This window comes from Bradyrhizobium sp. HKCCYLS1011 (assembly GCF_051167795.1).
Classification (GTDB): domain Bacteria; phylum Pseudomonadota; class Alphaproteobacteria; order Rhizobiales; family Xanthobacteraceae; genus Bradyrhizobium.
In genome coordinates, this window is record NZ_JBNPTT010000007.1 from 450,658 (window position 1) to 468,129 (window position 17,472).

Here is a 17,472-nt window from a genome sequence, read left to right on the forward strand (position 1 = left end):
CGCATGTTCGATTCCCTTCATGCTCGCGCCGGCCGTTCGCCCGCCCACGCCCGTGCGATCAGATCGCGGAGGGCGTCGCGCTCGAGCGGCCGCGGATTCCAATAGGCATTGGTCACGGCAAGGTCTGCCGCCTGCTCGATGCCGCTCTCGGGCATGCCGATGTCGCGTAGCGCGAGCTTGGCATTCAGCCGCCTGGCGAGGTCATAAAGTCCTTGTGCCGCGTCATCGGCACCGACGGCGCGGGCTATGCGCGCCATCGCCGCGGGGGCCGCAGGGCGATTGTAGTTAAGTGCGTGCGGCAGCACGATGGTATGCGTTTCGGAATGTGGCAGATCGAACGTGCCGCCGAGTGCATGACAAAGCTTGTGGTGCAGCGCCATGCCGACATTGCCGAGGCATACGCCGCATAGCCAGGCGCCATACAGCGCCTCGGTCCGCGCCTCCCGGTCATTGGGGGTGGCGACGATCGCGGGCAGGGCGTGGGCAAGCGCGCGGATGCCTTCTTCCGCCATCAACGACGTCACCGGATTGCTGTCGCGTGCATACAGCGCCTCCGCGGCATGCGCGATCGCGTTCATCCCTGAGGAAACAGTCAGCCCGACCGGCAAGGTGAGCGTCAGGTCGACGTCGTAGATCACCGTCTCCGGCAGCACAGCGACGTCGCGCAGAGTGGTCTTCAGCCCATTCTCGGTCTGGCCGAGGATCGGCGTCATCTCGGAGCCGGCATAGGTGGTTGGGATGCATAGCTGATTGATGCCGGTCCGCAAGGCCAAAGCCTTGCCGAGACCGGTGGTCGATCCGCCACCCAGGGAGACGACGCAATCGGCCGCGCTCGCCCTCATCGCCGCGAGCGCGCGCTCGGTCACGTCGACCGGTGTGTGCATGGTCGCGCCCGGGAACAGGCCCGCATAGAGCGGTCCCAGCGCGGCGCCGAGCCTGGCGCCCTCTGCCTCCTGATGTGGCGTGGTCAGCACCAGTGCGCGTCTGCTGCCGAGCCGCTCGATTTCCGCGCCTGCCGCGCTCAGCGTGCCGCTGCCGAACACGACGCGGCAGGGCAGAGCTTCGAACGTGAACCCGCCGATCATGCGCCCGTCTCGGCTCTGATGGGATAATCGACCTGGAAACGGCCGATCCTGATGTCGCCGAGCTCCTCGCGCACGCGAAGGTGCTCGGGATGGGACGCATAGGCCCTCAGCGCGGCGCTGCTGGTGAATTCGGACACGAGGACGACATCGCAGGCATAGTCGACATCGCTGACATCGAGACCGACCTCGATGTGGGTCAGGCCGTCGATCCGGCCTTTCAGGCCCTCGAACAGGGTCTTCACCTTGAGGCGGGCAGTGGTGCGCTCGGCAGGCGTTTCTGCCCGCAGCCGCCACATCACGATGTGCCTGATCGGCCCCGACATTCCCCGTGCGTCCTCGCCTGTCCGAGTTCTTGTGGGCGATTTTGCCTTGCGTGAAACGGAAATAAAGGTCAAAAAATGTAACTCTCTTTTCCGGTATACGTAAAAATGGACCGCTTGCTGCAGCTCGAGGTATTCGCCAGAACGGCCGAACTCGGCAGCCTGTCCAAGGCGGCGGAAGCCTTGCGGATGTCGAACGCGGCAGCGAGCCGGCATCTCAGCGCGCTGGAGGAGAGGCTGGCCGTTCGCCTGATCGAGCGCAACACGCGACGGCTGTGGCTGACCGAAGCCGGGCAGCAGTTCCTCCAGCGCTGCAGCGCGCTGCTCAACGAGCTGGCCGAAGCCGAAGACGCGGCGAGCGACCGCGCGCTGTCGCCGCAGGGGATGTTGCGCGTCACGAGCTCGCTCTCTTTTGCGACCATCTATCTCGCGCCGATGCTGCCGGCCTTCCGCGCTGTGTATCCAAAACTGAACGTGCAGATCATCGCCGCCAATCGCTACCCCGATTTCATCGAGGCAGGGATCGACGTGGCGATCCGCACGCGCGAGCACGAACCCGACTCCAGCATTGTCGTCCGCCGCATCGGGCAGATGCGGCGCGTGCTGGCGGCGGCTCCGTCCTATCTCGCCAGCCGTGGTCGCCCCATTCTGCCGGCCGATCTCGTGCGGCACGACATGCTGATCTACAATCTTGCCAACGATCCCTATTCATTGTCCTTGCGCAGCGGCAACGAGGTCCAGACGATTCGAATCGCACCGACGCTCGACAGCAACGACGGCCAGGTGATCAGGGGGGCTGCCCTTGCGGGTCTCGGGATACTGATCCAGCCGCTCTACATCGTGCAGGCCGACATCCTTGCCGGCAAGCTCGTGCCGATCCTTCTTGACTGGGAGCTGCCGCTGCTGACGATGAACATCGCCTATCAGAACCGCGTCCGACTGCCGGCCAAGATCAGGGTGTTTGCGGACTTTCTGGTCGAGCATATCGGCGCACATTCCGCTCCGGGAATCTGGATTGAGCCGCCAAAATAGAACGTCGAACTCTCGTAGTTCCCTGTGGCAATACGCGATCCATCGTCGGAGCACCAACTATCAGTTCCGGTCCGAACCGATGTCACTGGCTGGCCGGAAAAGATGAAGGTGGGCCAGCACTGGCCACCGTTAGCATGCGGCGCTAGTTATTATGCGCTCGCTTGCTGAGCAGAGGAGGTCGGCCAAGACAGAACGGTTCCGTTGTCCATGATCTGATAGTGGACGTTTGGATCCTGGAACATGGCCAGCGAGGAATTGAACGACGTTTGCGAACTGCCGGAAGAGCCACCTTCGCCGCCCTGGAAGGTGAAAGAGTTGTGGAAGTTCAATCCGGCAATGTCGCGGGCATCGGTGAATGAGACCGTATGGTTTTTGATCGCCTCAGCAAGGCCCGGCATGGAATCCGGGAAAGCCTGCGCAAGCGCCAACATTTTGGGCCCTTGCGTCTGATACCACTGGTCAATTTCTTGCGGCGTGGAGGGCACACTGAGCACGTTGCTGGCGGACGTGCTCCAGCTCTGGATCGTTCCGTCGGCCTGCGTGTGGGCCGCTTGCTGCGATTGCTGATAAGCTCCGCGGTCATCGAGGAACGAGGCGGCGCTCGAGCTTGCTTGCTGTGCATGACCGCTCAATTGCTCGAATATCGAGGTGTGATCGCCGGACACGTTGGCCGAGCCATCGGTCTTGGTGCTGCCATTACGGGCTGCTCTCACCTGGGCAATCAACTTGTCCGCAGCGACCTGCTCAGCCTGGGTACGTGCCAAGATTGCCTTCGCATGTGCGGAAAGGTCCACAGTGTCCTGAGGGGGATTGCTGGTCGACGGTGCGTTCGGGTACGCGGATGATTGCTCGCCAGATGCTCCAGATACGCGAACAGACGTTGTATCAGCAAGCAGTGACGCGATGGCGCTGTAAGAGTTGGCCGTGGCGATCGCAACCATTGTTAACCCCTCGTTTACTTATCAGCGTTGCGGCCCCCAAATACTACCAAACAACCACAGGTCGTGTCGAGAGGGGCATTTAGGTCATAAGCCCGAGGCAGACGCGCGCATCCATCATTGCGCGCACCGGTACAACAAGCACGGTTGCCGTTTGAGCACGGTCCGACGAAGAGCCGATTCGGGCCGTGCTATCCGCTCATGCCGTCATCGCGGTAAGCGATCGTCGAGAGGCCACGACCCCCTTGGATCGCTGAAGAGAACTCGCCTCGTCAAAGGACAACATCCGATCGATGTTTGATAACGAAAAAGACCCGAGCCACGACGCGTGGCGCTGACCTTGTTGGATATGAAAAAAACTTGATGCGAGTTCTTGCCAGGCGCGCACTGTCAGCTAATCGACTTCTATTCTGGGACTCTCGTCTCTATCAAATTAAGCGTCATGGGCCGTTACGGCGTGAATCCGCGTGATCGACCGACCGCTATTCCCGTGGTTTCATGCGAAGGGCGGGGCGGAGAGCAGCGAGGTTGTTCCTGTGCTGCTGTCGCATGAGATTCGGATCTCGGTTCCGGAAGGTGACACGCGCGCAGCGCGAACTTAAGCATCATATCCGACTTCGCGAGACGAAGCCTCATGGGTGCAGTGTGACAATCACCGGTTCGGCATCGGTGGTAATTTGTCGGTAATGTTGATCGATCAATCGGGAGATGGGTTCGAGGAATCAGGAAACATCGGCGTTTGACCGCCGCATCATCATCAAGGCTCGTCGTATGAAGATCCGACCCCGGTTCACAACCAATGATGCCCTATCGCTGTTCTTCACCGCATTGTTCGTTTTGACATGCAGCACTCTATTGGCGCGGCCGGTGCAGAAAAGCGGATCGTTCGAGCGTAGGTTGGTACAAGTCGGCAGCGCCAAAGCCCACCAGACGGTGCGGTGGTGATCTGTGGGAATGATATGGTTGAGATGCTCCTCGATAGCGAGCCACCGGCGAATATCGAACCCACAAATATGGAGGCCCGCGCAAAGGAGCGGGCGATCTATCGAGGAGCCGGCTTCGAAGCGGCTCGGTCGTGATCGATGACCTGATCCCTTGCATCACCTGGACCAGCCCCCTTGTAAACAGCACGTTGCCGCTCGAAATGAGAACAGACCGCGTAGCCGTTCCGAAAGCCGTCAAGCCGTCCTCTGCCAGCCGCGCTAACGCTGAAACGACCGTTCGCCTACCGCTGCCCGCGGGCGTCGTCATACACCGCATCGACTGGCCGGTGGCTATCTCCATTCTCGTCGGCCACCTCCTGGCGCTGATCGCTTTTGTACCGTGGACCTTTAGCTGGACCGGGGTCATCCTCGCAATCGTCGCTGCGCGGGTGATGGGATTGCTGGGTATCAACATCTGCTACCACCGTCTGCTCACCCATCGTGGCTTCAAATGTCCGAAGTGGTTCGAACACGTGCTCGCGGTCGTTGCTATTTGCTGCGTGCAGGACACGCCGGCCCGTTGGGTCGCCGTACACCGCCTCCATCATCAGCACACGGACGAACAGTGCGATCCGCACAGTCCTCTGGTCAATTTTCTCTGGAGCCATGTCGGCTGGCTCGTGCTGAAGAACCCCGATCTGAGGCGACTCAAGATCTACGACCGATACGCCAAGGATATTCTGCGAGACCCATTCTACGCGGCGCTGGAGCGCGATTGGCTCCAGCTCGAGATTATTCTCTTGCAGTGGGCAGTGTTCTTCGGCGCGGGTTTCCTTGCTGAAGTGGCCATAGGTGGCGCCGTGATGGACGCTGTCAAATTCGGGACTAGTCTTCTGATCTGGGGCGTGTTCGTACGGACGGTCGTTGTATGGCACCAGACCTGGGCGGTGAATTCTGTGGCCCACCTCTGGGGATACCGAAACTACCAGACAGACGAGGATAGCCGGAACAACATCATCATCGGCGTGCTGGCCCACGGTGAAGGCTGGCACAACAATCACCATGCGGATCCCCGCTCGGCTCGTCATGGTCACAAATGGTGGGAGTTGGACACGACGTGGTTGACCATTCGCTTGTTCGAGAAGCTCGGTCTCGCGACCGATGTTGTGGGGCCGAGTCCGCTGGTTATGTCCAAGGTGACTGGCCGACCGCCAAATACGATCGCGCAGGCTCGTGACACGCGAAGGCGCACGTCTTCGGAAGCGGACGACAGCTTAGATCGGGCGCAATCTGGCGGAGTTCAGCCGCCCCCGTGGGACTGATGATGCCCTTTTAGCAAATTCCCAACAGTCGCCGGGCCGCAACGTTCGCTTTCATCACCAGTTCAACAGCCATCAAGCAGCCGAAATGGGGTCGGTTGTCTGGACTTCGGTCAATGTTTGAGCGACCATATTCGAATTGTCGTACGCCAAATCCGGCGTTTGACCGGCAATGGTCGGAAAAGTCAATTTGATAGTCGTTCCGCCACCTGGTGTCTCGCAGATCGCGACACTGCCATTGTGAGTAACCATCACCTGGGAAACGATGGAAAGACCGAGACCAACCCCCTCGGCTCTGGTGTCTCCACGCCTGAACGGCTCAAGTAGAAGGTCTGGTTGGCTAACCTTCATACCTGGTCCAGTATCGATCACACTCAATTGCCCCGAGGGCGTGACCGTGACGAGAATAGGGCCGCTTGTCCCCGCGTGAAGCACAGCGTTTCGGATCAAGTTGGAAAGCGCAACGGCGATCGCCGCTTCCGAACCACGCACCCAGACTGCGTAACCTGGGTCAGTGAAAGCGATTTCACTTCCGCTTTTCAAAGCCATGGGCACGTGATCGGCCGCAACTCGGCGCGCGAGCGCCACAAGTTCTATGTCTGTACGTTCGGCGGGCTCGATCGAGATGCGCGCCAACTGAAGGAGCATGGTGACAATTGATGAGAGCTTCTGGTTTTCGGCAATGAGCTTGGTGCGAAGCTCGGGATCCGCGACCTGTTCTAGCGTGGTGCGCGTGTTGGTGAGAGGAGTTCGCAGCTCGTGAGCCGCGTTGGATAAGAACGCTCGTTGCGCGTTTGATGCACGATCAATTCGCGACAACGCTCGATTAAAGGCCGCTATTAGCGGTAGCAGTTCCGCCGGCGCGTCTTGTTCCGGCAACCGGCGACCGTCAGGAACACCGTCGATCATCTCGGCCGCGGTCGCGACCGCGCGGACCGGACGGGCGATCAGAGTCGGTACAAAGACCAGAGCCGTGAACGCCGTCGCGACGAGAACGATGAGGATCGGAAGCGCGACAAACGTCGCATCGGTCAGCGTCCCAATCATGAGCTGTGTTGCAGTGTAGGCGACACCCCCTGTCTCGATCCAGACTTCGCCGGCGGGCGTGTCTCTAACAGCCACCATCTTCTTGATGTTTCTGGTCTGACCATCGACCGCATAAGCAAGGAAACTTGTTCCCGGCTGCGACATGGGAGTCTTCTGTGGGCGCCATTTTGGTATTGGGCCAAAACTGACTTCTCCACTCTTATCGGACACAACGTACCAGAACGCTGGAAAGTCGCGAATGATCTTGTCGAGCCGCTTGGTCTGTTTGACCATCAACTGACCCTGCACGCTACGTACGATCGCCTCTTTCAGGGCGTCAGCGACGTCGGCGGCTCCCCAAGTGCCATCGTCATCACCGCCAAGTCGAATGAGCAAAGCGGCTGCGCACAACAGCATGATGGTCGTCACAACTCCGATGAGAGTTGCGGACAATACCGTGATCGAGCGACGAAGGCGTCTAAGCATTTGAAACTTCAAACTCATTATTCGCCGCTCAACAGATATCCAAGGCCACGGACGGGGCGGATTGCAATCTTGCAATTGGCTTCGCGAAGACGACGGCGCAGTCGGGAGACATGTGCCTCGATCGCGTTCGACTGGATTTCGTCCTCAAAGCCATAGGCCGCAAGCTCGAGCGTTTCGCGCAACACGACGCGTCCGGTCCGTCGAACCATGGCCTCCAAAATCGCGAGCTCGCGCCGAGGAACAACAATGGGATGCTGGTCGATGCAGACGACGCGATTGACGATGTCATAGCTCAGATTTCCGATGTTCACGACGGCACCCTTGTCAAGAAAGAGACGCCGCAGCACGGCCTTCGCTCTCGCCAGCAGTTCAATCGGTTCGAACGGCTTGGGAACATAATCATCGGCCCCGTCGTCGAGCGCGCGGGCGATGTCGATCGGATCGTCGAGCGACGTCAGCACGATCGTCGCGGGGCTCGGTTTCTGCTGTCTCAGATCGGGGAGCAGCGCCAGTCCGTCGCCATCCGGAAGGCCTCTATCGATCACGACGAGGTCGAAGTTCCGCACAGCAACCGCAGCCCGACCTTCGTCGAGCGTTGTGACCATGTCGGACGAGCCAAAGGCGGCCGCGAGCGCATCCCGAAGCCAGGGCCCCAGTTGGGGATCATCCTCCACGACCAGAACCCGCACCATCTTCTCCTAAGGCCTCTCAAAATCATAACTCCAATCATTACCGGTACATTGCAATAGGATTACGAGCCGGGACCGAAGTTGTGCTATTCGATAACATATTGATAACATGTTCATTTTCTGGTGATCGTTGCCTATTGCGGCCTCTTGAACGGGCCAATGGCGGCCGGGGCACGTACCCCGCTAGGTTGCTGGGCGCCCCGTTATAAACTGTGGATGTTCGAGAGACCTGGCTAGGGTGAGTTGAGTATCGCGGCGGATCGCATATTCGTGCGGCGCACGACAACGGCCTATCGGAGAGGCACGCCATTTCTCCGGAATTGAGATCGCGACACCTTCCCGAACGCCGGGCGAACGTTCGGAATAGGGCGAGCAAGTCTTGGAGCCAAATATCTAGATCGTCAATCCACGGGCGTGTCGGGTCCCGCGACCAACGCTATGCCAGCATGAGCGCGCAGCCGTTGGCCGCGTTGAGAAGGCGGCGCAAGAAGCTCCAAATTCGAGAGCTTGTCTTTTTTTGGGGTCCGAAACGTCGACATCACGCGTGACATTACAAGCGCATCGCAGACGGCGCTGTCCTCTGTTGAAGCCTGCGCCGTCTGCATTCAGCCGCCAGATGCAACGTCAAGGTTTACCATCCGGATGAGGCATCGTAGTACCCGTCGTGATAGCCGTTCGAATAGTCGTAACCCGGATACTCATAGCCTGAATAGCTCGGAACCTCGTAGTAGCGATACACGCGTACCCGTCGCCGATACGCCGGAACATAGACGTGGTCATCATCATAGACATAGGCTGGCGCGCGACGGGAATTCGCAATGGCAGAGCCGGCCAGTGCGCCAACGGCGAGCCCGCCAATCACGCCTGCTGCGATGGCGCCACCGTCACCGGCTTTCGCTCCTGTCGGTGAGAACGATGCAACAGCGATGAGTGCCGCCGCCGCGATCACGACTGGCTTATTCATGGGATGCTCCTTCCGGAATTGGTCGTACGATGCAGGGCAATCTGGCCTCGCAGCATTGCGATAGGATTACGTTGCCGATCTCCGATATCCTCAGGCTTTGCACGCTTGCCTTGGTCAGGCGCCGCGGTTGTTTCCACCAAGCCCTGGCGCATTGCTACGGCGGAAGCAGAACGCGCGGCGTCTAATCAATAGGGCAAAGGCGTTTTCTGGTCGGTAAGCTTCCCGTCTTGAGTTTGGAGAGCCCTTGCTGCGCCACGACGTCGCATCGCAAACAATGCAACAACATTGCGCTTGAGCCCGGGCAGGCCTAACAAGTCCGATTGAACGGCGAATACGTGGCTGACGAACTCGAAGTTCCCCGCCCGCGCCGTCGTCTGCCGCATCCAATCAAGGCAGTCGGCCTGGTCCTGGAAACAGAGGGCTGCCCAGCCGCGCTCCATAGCCGTCTTGTTGGGCAATTCCCATCCGGAGCCGTCGGCGAAATCTTGCGTATATTGCGGATGGTCAGGACTGTAAAAAGCGGCGACAAATCCAAGGCTGTCGTTGCCGCTGACAACCTCAAGTAGAATTCCCGTCAGCGCGTGCCACTGGCGGGTAAGTTCATTCGCGGCCTCGCGGTAGAAGGTGCGCCCCTCCATATAACCGTAGCTGTTACGATACAGCGCATGGAGCGGAGCGGCGATCACGACCGCTACCGCAGCGATGCATGCCACAAGGACCGTCGCGTTGACAGTGTGGAATCGCTCAATGCGATAGCGTGTGCTGCACACGATGAGAATGGCGAACAGGAATAGCCCCTGCAAGGCCCACAGGGATGGCAAATCGGTGCCGATCGCGAGCGATGTGCAGACGGGCAGGGCGATCGTCCCGAGTGCGACATAAAAAAGCAGTCGGAGGCCTGAGTTCATCGCGGAAAAATCCTGGCCAAAGCGCTTGAGGCGGTCACCGGAAATCATCACCCAGACGATGGCGGAGACACTCATCGCGGCCGCTAGTCCCGCCAGGAAGGAGATGACATCCCGAAGCGACGTCTGTAGATCAGCGCCAGTGTGTGCCAGTGCATAGGAGAACGGCGGCGCTCCGGTTTTTGCGAGCCAGTAGATATGCGGCGAGAGCGTAATGAGCCCGGTCGCTGCTGAGATCCAAGGTGAAGCCGTCGTGAAATATGTGCGCCGCAAGGGATGAGCCAAGGCAGCCAGGGCAAAACTGGCCACCAGGAAGATAGAGTAATATTTCCCCAACATCGCCACCGCGGCGGCAAATCCGGCCGCAATTGCCCAGCGCGTGGTCCTTGTTTCGAAGGCCCGCAGAAAGCAAAAAGTCGCGAGTGGCCAGGTCGCCAGCAGGACGGCATTGGCATTGAAGCGTTGGGCGTGGAACTGATACGCAGGAGTTAACATGAGCAGGAGCAGTACAATCAATCGCTTATGCCCGGTCACGAACTGTTTCGAGATGAGATCGACAAACCAGAGCGCCAGCGCAGCGTTCGACATTGCCATGAACTGGAGCGACCAGTTGGTAGGAGGAAAGATCGAACTCCAGGCGCCCGTGACCCAACCCATCAGCGGCGGATGCTTGACGTAGCCCCATGCAAAGTGTCGGCCCAGGGTCCAGGTCTCGAGCACATCAGGATGCAGGCCGGCGCCGAGATAGGCAATCGACAAGCCGACGGTCCAAACAGCGACAAAGCAGAGGAGTAGAAGGGGCACCGACCAACCCGCTTCGACACCCTCCAGCCATGGTATGAAAGGCCGACGCCATCGCGCGGGGCAGCGATCCGACCGTTTGGCCATGACGGAGAACGGAAAAACTGCCGGCATATCGTTCACTGGGGACACGAGGGTAGGGACAAAGACGGTAGCGGTGTGCATCGACCCGATCGGGCCCAAAGACCCTCCGAAATGATAGAACCGCGCTTGAGGTTGGCTCGAGCGCCATGGCGATATGTTCGCACTTGATCGTCATGGGCCTTGATCGTGTGCCCGCTTTGCTGCCTTCGACAGCGCCTCTCGGGCGGTGGTCCGACTGGATTTGTGTGCAAACGCTTACCAGAGGCTTACGTGCAATAGTCTGGGCGCTGGATGTGGGCGAGCATCACACCAATGTTCTAAGGGAATTTCAGGCAGTCAAATACGGTGTGAACGGTCGCCTGAATGAACCATTCCAAAAATGAGCTGATAAGGCAGTCGGGCAGCCTTTGTTCGATTGCAGCGCGCCCTGAGTCTCGCCAGCGACGGCCGTAATCTATCGGTAATGTAGGTAGGCGAGATCAGATAAGAGTGACGGACTGTAGGGGCATAGAGAAGTTCGCGGCTATTGTGGTTGCAGCGCCGATGTGACTTGGACTTTGTCACCCGAGGAGGCTCACTCTTGCGATAGCCGATTGATTGCCGCAGCCCTCATCGGAGAGGTTGCCTTCGGTACTTCGGGCGGCGTCGAAGCTAGTCCCCTCCGCCACAACGCATGGGGGGCTTGCGTAGCAAGCGGCGGCTAAGGCTGCCGTGGCCATGAGCCCTCTGGGTTCAGCTCAGTTGGGGTACGCGCGGCGGATCGCAACTCACCAGATTCGACCTCGGGCAGCACCGTAGTCCCACGCGGTGCATCGCCCGGTGAGCAGGCCGTTCGGGCGCGTCTCCCAGCCCCCGTGACTCCCGGACGGCCTGCAGCGGGAATTGTGTCCATGTGAAGTCTGGTCCCGCTAATCTCGGGATTCAACTCTAGAGGAGGCGCGGAGGCGGGGACCTCAGATTACGTCGATTGATGCCTGCCGGTTCGCGGCAAGCGCCCAGTGCATTGGCTGTCCGATTACGGCGGCCAGGCCGGCTTTCCCGCGAGAGGTGCGCCCAAAAGTTCCAATTGTTTCTTGGCGGCCGATCAGTGGATGGCCGCGTACATGATCTTTTCCTCTGTCGCTTCGAGCGCAGAGAATTCCTCGACGACCTTGCCCTGTCGGGAGACGAGGATCCGATCCGACAACGCCATGATCTCCGGTAGATAGGAGGAGATCACAACGACAGCCTTGCCGTCGTCGGCCAGCCGGTTGATCAGTTCGTGAATCTCGACGATCGCACCGACGTCGACGCCGCGTGTCGGCTCGTCGAAGATGATCAGCTCCGGATCCTGGATCAGCGATTTGGCAATGACGATCTTCTGCTGATTGCCGCCCGAGAGCTCCACTACCTTGATGTCGTCGCCAGTGGCGCGGACCTTCAGGCGCTCGATCCAGGTCTTTCCGACCGCATTGCTCTCCCGTCGCGACAGCCAGGCCCGTCCGGACGGGAACTTGGCGAGCAGGCCGAGATAGATGTTGCGTGCGATCGAGGCGGTCTCGAAGAAGCCCTCGACCTTGCGGTCTTCGGTCACGTAGGCGATGCCGTCCCTCACGGCCGGCGCAGGCGCGCGGTAGCGTACCGGGTTGTCGTTGAGCAGGATCTCGCCGCCATGAAAGAAGTCGCGCTTCATGACGCCCGACACGATCTTGAAGGTCTCGGTTCGGCCGGCGCCGACCAGGCCGAACACCCCGGTGATCTGGCCGGCGAACACCGAGAGCGAGTTGTTCTTGACCATCGGCGCCATCTTCAGATTCTGCACCGACAGCACGCGCCGTCCTGCGGTGCGCACCTTGTCCTTGCGCGCGCCGTAAAGCGTGTTGGAGAGATCGCGCCCGACCATCGCCTGGACGATGCGCGTGCGATCGAACTTCGACACATCGTCGGTCACGACATGCTTGCCGTCGCGAAGCACGGTGATGCGGTCGGCCAGCAGCAGTGCCTCCTCCAGCGCGTGCGAGATGAAAACGATCGACACGCCGCGCTTTTTGAGATCTCGTACCAGATCGAAGAAATATTTCTTCTCCTCCGGCGTCAGCGTCGCCGTGGGTTCGTCAAAGATGATGACTTTGGCCTTGTGCAGCACGGCGCGAGCGATCTCGACCATCTGCTTCTTGGCCGCACCAAGGCCGCTGACCGTCGCCGTCGGCGTCACATCGAAGTTGAGCGATTGCAGGAACTGCTGGGCGGCGATGTAGATGCCGCGGAGGCGGTTGTAGAGCTGCTCCTGGCCTAGGAACAGGTTTTGCGCCACGGTCATGGTTGGCACGAGGCTGTTCTCCTGGAACACCATCGCAATCCCGAGCTGACGCGCCTCGAGCGGCGTCTTCGGTGCGACCGTGACGCCGTCCACGGTCATGGCGCCCGATGTCAATGTCACGACTCCGGCCATCACCTTTGTCAGCGTCGATTTGCCTGCACCGTTCTCGCCGACCAGAGCGTGGATCTCGCCGCGCCGCAGCTCGAAGTCGACGCTCTCGATCGCCGGCACGCCGGCATAGAGCTTGGTTGCCTTCGACAGCGACAGAATGACCTCGCTCATGCGCGGATCCCTTCATCCAGGTTCGCAAGCGGCAACTTGAGGACGCGTCCCGGTCCTTTGGCGATCATGACGAGGTCCCGGCCGAACTCGACGGCGGCGACGACGCCGTGATTGACCCCGTCGGCGCGGCTGTGCAGCGAATAGCGCGGCGAGCCGTCGGCGGCGAGGCGGATGACGAGACCATACGACCGCGGTGGGGCCCAGGGCTTCATGATTCCCATGGTCTTGATATGCGCGCCCTGCAGCGGCTCCTTGAAAGAATGGCCGGAGCTGAGTCGCGGCGCCACCCAATAGTCCGGCTCGATCTCCGTAATCATGCGGCGTCGGAAAGCGCTCTCGCGCAGCACGAACTCGACGAGCTGCGTGCGGGCGATGAACGCCGTCAGCCAGAATCCTCCGCCGCCGGCCGGTGTAAGTCGCGACGGATAGACGGGCAGGCGGCCGAGCACGGTTTTTCGGGTCCCGTCCGGTGCGATCGCGATCAGGCGGTGCCGCCAGCTCTCGCTGACGAGCACGTCGCCGCCGTCTGCAACAGCGCCGAAGGCGTAGCCAAGACCGCTGGCGAGCTGCTTCGTTGTGTGTGTCTTTGGATCGAGTTGGAACACGCGTCCGGTGGCGCCGAGCTCCATCAGGTCACGGGCCCAGTCGCTGAAACCCCGCACCGTCGAGCCGTCAGTCGCAATCAGCGTACCATCGGCTGCGGGCGCGAGCGCGTTGACGGCGTTCAGATCACCCGTAAACACCGACGTTGGCGTGCCGGCTTTGATGTCGTCGTAGACGCGAACCTCCGTTCCGCCGAGCGCCACTGCCAATCCTCCAGCGGGAAGCATCGCGAGCGCGGAGATCGGCCGCTCGAATGTTCGGATCTCGGCCGGCGACGATCCCGCTAAACGCACCAGCCTCAGCCCGTCGGCGATCAGCAGCGCGTCGCCGTCGACCGCAAGATCTTCCGGCGCGTCGCATGCGAGCAGCGTCTCGGCCTGCTCGAGCAACTGATTCGGCTTCAAGGCCCCGTCGAACGATGGCACAGTGATGGTCGCATCGCCGCGGCCGAGAAAGCGGTTGGCGAGCTCGCTGATGGTGGCGATCACGACGGCTTCCTCCAGCGCTTGTCGTAGTGCACGAAGTCGGGATCGGCATTCTCCAGCTTGAAGCGGCCGATCCGGTTATTGGCGATGCCACCGAGATAGAGATAGCCGCGGTGCTCGCGCATCGACGTGATCATCGGATGGTTGACGCCCTTGAGGTCCCAAAAGGATTCCAGGATCTTGCCCTGCTCGTTGAACTTGACGACACAACCTGTGTTGATGTTTGGAAACAACCATTCGTCGATCGGCACCCGCTTGGCCATGCGCCGGCGAAAGCCGGGCATCTTCCAAGCCAGATCCAGCGATGGGCTGCGCATGCCGACCAGCGCCAGCCAGTAATTGCCGTCGGAAGCGAGATTGATGTTGTCGGGATAGCCGGGCAGGTTGTCCATCACGATCTCGACGGCCCCCTTCCTGGGGCCGGCAAACCAATAGCGCTTGATGGAGCAGCCGAAAGTCTCGGCAAACAGGATCGACTGCCCGTCGCTCGCGACGGCGACGCCGTTCGGGAATTTCAATCCGCGCAATGCGGTGTGCGTCGCGCCGGTCTTGGTGTCGTAGCAGATGATGCGGCCGTTGCCGCGCGCTTCCAGTCCGTCGACCGGCCATTCGTCCATCTCGTAGCGCACCGTCGCCTCGGAGAAGAAGATCAGCCCGTCATCGGTGATGTCGAGATCGTCAGCGAGCCGCAGGCGGCTGTCGTCGTTCACTGAATATAGGCTGCGGTTGGTCTCGTCCGTGGCCTTCTGCACGATGCCGTCGGGCGTGATGCGATAGAGGCCCATGCCGCCGATGCAGACGTAGAGATTGTCCTGCCGGTCGAACGCCATGCCGAGCGGCTGGCCGCCGATATGGGCGAAGACCTCCATGCGCTCGTAATCGGGCGGGAAGAACCGGATGATGTCGCCGTGACGCGATCCGGCATAAAGCACGTCGTTGCGGTCGAGGATGACGTCCTCGGGCGCCTCGATCCGCCCGAGCCCGATCAGCGAGACGTTACGGAGCTTGTCGTTTTGCTCGAACGGTCCGCCTTGGCCGATTTCGGTCGGAGGTGGTGGGGGCAGCGCATGGTAGGTCGGTGCGACATAGACCTTGCTGATGATGCGGGTGCGATTCTTCTGCCAGCGGATGTCGATCATCGCGGCCGCCAGCAGGATGCTGGCGAGCGCCATTCGGTTGACGCCGCCGCGCGCGTTCATCGCCGTCAGGCCGTTGGTAATCAGAAGCACGACCAGCACGCCGACCAGCGATTTGACGACTGAGCCCTTGCCGCCGCCGAGCGTGATGCCGCCGAGAACGGTGGCGGTCAGAACGATCACCTCGAGGCCGACGCCGATGTCGCCTCCGACCGTGCCCAGACGCGCGGCAAAGAACAGGGCCCCGATGCTCGTCAACACGCCGCTCGCGACATAGCACAGCGCGATCGTTCGCCGCACCGGAATGCCGGAGTTATAGGCGGAGCGGCGCGATCCGCCGATCGCCGTAATGTGCCAGCCCGGCCGCAACCGCGTCAGGAAGATATGACCGAAGATGGCGACCACGATGTACACCAGCGCCACGCTCGGCACCCCGAGCACGTCTCCGCCGCCGATGAAATTCCATGAGGGAATATCGGGAAACGCCGATGCGATGGCGTTCGAATAGCGCTGGATCAGGAGATCGAACGCCGAGCGGTAGATGATCAAGGTGATCAGCGTGGTGATGAAGGCGCGAAGCCTGAGATATCCGATCAGCAGGCCATTTACGGCGCCCAGCAACCCGCCGACGACCATGGTCGCGATAATCACGGCGGGAACGGGCCATTCCAGCACATCAAGCAGGTAAAGCGCACAGAAGTCGGTGAGCGCAAACATGGAGCCAACCGACAGGTCGATGCCGCCGGCGATGACGACGAGCCCCATTCCCAGTCCGATGAAGCCGATCTCGCCTGCCTGCCGCGCCGTGTCGGCGAGGCTGGACGGCGACAGGAAGTGCTCGAGCGACCGACTGAGTGCGAAGCCGACGATCAGCAGCAGGATCACCGGAACGGCGGTTTCGGTCCATCTCTTGGACAGGACCTCGCCGAGGAGATGGTCCGGCCAGTATCGATAGCGCAGCCTGGTCAGTGTCTCGCGCATCTGCCTTCCGTGGATCATTCCCGATTGCATAGATGGAGCGCGCTCCGCTGCAAACGGAACGCGCTCCGGCGTGGCGGACTACTTCTTCAGATCGGAGAGATTCCAGCACGCCGTCTGGCTGTCGGCGTTGTCCTTGGTGATCGGAATCAGCGTCGTGTATTCTGAGCCTTTGATGGAGCCGGGCTTGGCGCCTGACGACAGCAGCCACTTGATCGTCCCGGCCATCTGCGCCGCTTGTGTCGGCACGTCGTAGCTCATATCGAGGTCGAACGATCCGTTCTTGACCAGCTCACAGGCGCCCTTGCGTTCGCCACCGCCTGATGTTGCCAGGAACACCTTGCCCGTGAGACCGGCTTCCTTGATGGCGGCAGCGGTGCCGATGTCCATGCCGTCCCAGAAGCCGACGATGCCGCAGAGATCGGGATTCTGCTTCAGTACCGTCTGCGTGATCGCCTTGGCCTTCGCGGCATCCCAATCGGCGGCCTGGCTGGAGACGACCTTGATCTCCGGATGCTTGGCGAGGACATTCTCGACGCCCTTGAGCGTGTAGGCGCTGGCGGCGGCGGACAGCGCGCCCTGGATCACTGCGATCTTGTTCGATTTGCCCTCGCAAGCCTTCACCACGCCCTCGGTCTGACGTTCGCCGATCTCGATCCAGTTTGCGCCGACGAAGGCTGAGCTGCGATAGGCCGAGCCCATGTTGATCTGGATGACGTAGATGCCTTCATTCTCGGCGCGCTGCAGCAGCTTGGCGTAGGTCTGGACGTCGGGGTTATGGATCACCATGACCGCAGGCTTCTCGGAGATCAGCGAGGTGACGGCCTGCGCGCCGGCATTGGTGTTCCAGTTGGGATCACGGATCTCGAACTTGACGCCGTAGGGTTCGAGCTCCTTCTTCAGGCCGGCATACCAGCCTTCGGTGAGATCGAAGTTCATGGCGACCGGCACATAGGCCACCGTCTTGCCGGCCAGCGCCTCGCGGAAGGATTTCTGGAACGGCTCGTCGAGCCCCTGCTGGGCGAGCGCCGGCACGGCAACGCTCGCAAACGACAATCCGGCGATGATCCCACATGCAAACTGATGAGCGCGCAGCATTGTTTCCTCCTTGCTTGAT

Annotated in this window: 13 protein-coding genes; 2 read left to right on the forward strand and 11 right to left on the reverse strand. The window is 60.8% G+C overall.

Features of this window, described 5'->3' with window-relative positions; translation table 11 throughout:
* Positions 1-17 precede the first annotated feature (17 nt).
* Both ACQR1W_RS25230 and ACQR1W_RS25235 read right to left on the reverse strand, forming a co-directional pair.
* A complete protein-coding gene (locus ACQR1W_RS25230) occupies positions 18-1,085 on the reverse strand; it encodes a maleylacetate reductase (protein ID WP_434853326.1) in 1,068 nt (355 codons plus the stop codon).
* A complete protein-coding gene (locus tag ACQR1W_RS25235; protein WP_434853327.1) occupies positions 1,082-1,408 on the reverse strand; it encodes a Dabb family protein in 327 nt (108 codons plus the stop codon). Before ACQR1W_RS25235 ends, ACQR1W_RS25230 begins: the two co-directional genes overlap by 4 nt.
* Positions 1,409-1,513: 105 nt before the next feature.
* Here ACQR1W_RS25235 and ACQR1W_RS25240 point away from each other — a divergent pair, with 105 nt between their 5' ends.
* Positions 1,514-2,437, forward strand: a complete 924-nt coding sequence (locus ACQR1W_RS25240) for a LysR substrate-binding domain-containing protein (protein ID WP_434853328.1) — start codon at positions 1,514-1,516, stop codon at positions 2,435-2,437.
* 149 nt (positions 2,438-2,586) lie between these two features.
* Here the strand turns inward: ACQR1W_RS25240 and ACQR1W_RS25245 are convergent, their stop codons facing one another.
* Positions 2,587-3,378 carry a hypothetical protein gene (locus ACQR1W_RS25245; protein WP_434853329.1) on the reverse strand — a complete coding sequence of 264 codons (792 nt, stop codon included), beginning with the start codon at positions 3,376-3,378 and terminating at the stop codon, positions 2,587-2,589.
* A gap of 1,072 nt (positions 3,379-4,450) precedes the next feature.
* Between ACQR1W_RS25245 and ACQR1W_RS25250 the strand changes: the two genes are divergently transcribed.
* The gene (locus ACQR1W_RS25250; protein WP_434853330.1) at positions 4,451-5,620 is read left to right on the forward strand and encodes an acyl-CoA desaturase; all 1,170 of its coding nucleotides are present in this window, start codon (positions 4,451-4,453) and stop codon (positions 5,618-5,620) included.
* A gap of 72 nt (positions 5,621-5,692) precedes the next feature.
* On the opposite strand, the gene ACQR1W_RS25255 is transcribed toward ACQR1W_RS25250, so the two are convergent.
* The 8 genes from ACQR1W_RS25255 to ACQR1W_RS25290 form a co-directional block, all read right to left on the reverse strand.
* Positions 5,693-7,147, reverse strand: coding sequence for a sensor histidine kinase (locus ACQR1W_RS25255; RefSeq protein ID WP_434853331.1), 1,455 nt, complete (start codon positions 7,145-7,147; stop codon positions 5,693-5,695).
* Positions 7,147-7,818, reverse strand: a complete 672-nt coding sequence (locus ACQR1W_RS25260; RefSeq protein ID WP_008968789.1) for a response regulator — start codon at positions 7,816-7,818, stop codon at positions 7,147-7,149. Before ACQR1W_RS25260 ends, ACQR1W_RS25255 begins: the two co-directional genes overlap by 1 nt.
* A 631-nt stretch (positions 7,819-8,449) precedes the next feature.
* On the reverse strand, positions 8,450-8,782 hold the full coding sequence (locus tag ACQR1W_RS25265) for a hypothetical protein (protein WP_434853332.1): 333 nt from the start codon (positions 8,780-8,782) through the stop codon (positions 8,450-8,452).
* 185 nt (positions 8,783-8,967) lie between these two features.
* Entirely contained in the window at positions 8,968-10,575 is a 1,608-nt protein-coding gene (locus tag ACQR1W_RS25270) for a glycosyltransferase family 39 protein (protein WP_434853462.1), read from the reverse strand.
* Between the two features lie 1,081 nt (positions 10,576-11,656).
* Positions 11,657-13,153, reverse strand: coding sequence for a sugar ABC transporter ATP-binding protein (locus ACQR1W_RS25275; RefSeq protein WP_434853333.1), 1,497 nt, complete (start codon positions 13,151-13,153; stop codon positions 11,657-11,659).
* Complete coding sequence (locus tag ACQR1W_RS25280) at positions 13,150-14,244, reverse strand: hypothetical protein (RefSeq protein WP_434853334.1); 1,095 nt, start codon at positions 14,242-14,244, stop codon at positions 13,150-13,152. The genes ACQR1W_RS25275 and ACQR1W_RS25280 overlap by 4 nt, the downstream gene beginning before the upstream one ends.
* The gene (locus ACQR1W_RS25285; RefSeq protein WP_434853335.1) at positions 14,241-16,358 is read right to left on the reverse strand and encodes an ABC transporter permease; all 2,118 of its coding nucleotides are present in this window, start codon (positions 16,356-16,358) and stop codon (positions 14,241-14,243) included. The genes ACQR1W_RS25280 and ACQR1W_RS25285 overlap by 4 nt, the downstream gene beginning before the upstream one ends.
* A gap of 78 nt (positions 16,359-16,436) precedes the next feature.
* A complete protein-coding gene (locus ACQR1W_RS25290; RefSeq protein ID WP_434853336.1) occupies positions 16,437-17,453 on the reverse strand; it encodes a sugar ABC transporter substrate-binding protein in 1,017 nt (338 codons plus the stop codon).
* Positions 17,454-17,472 lie beyond the last annotated feature (19 nt).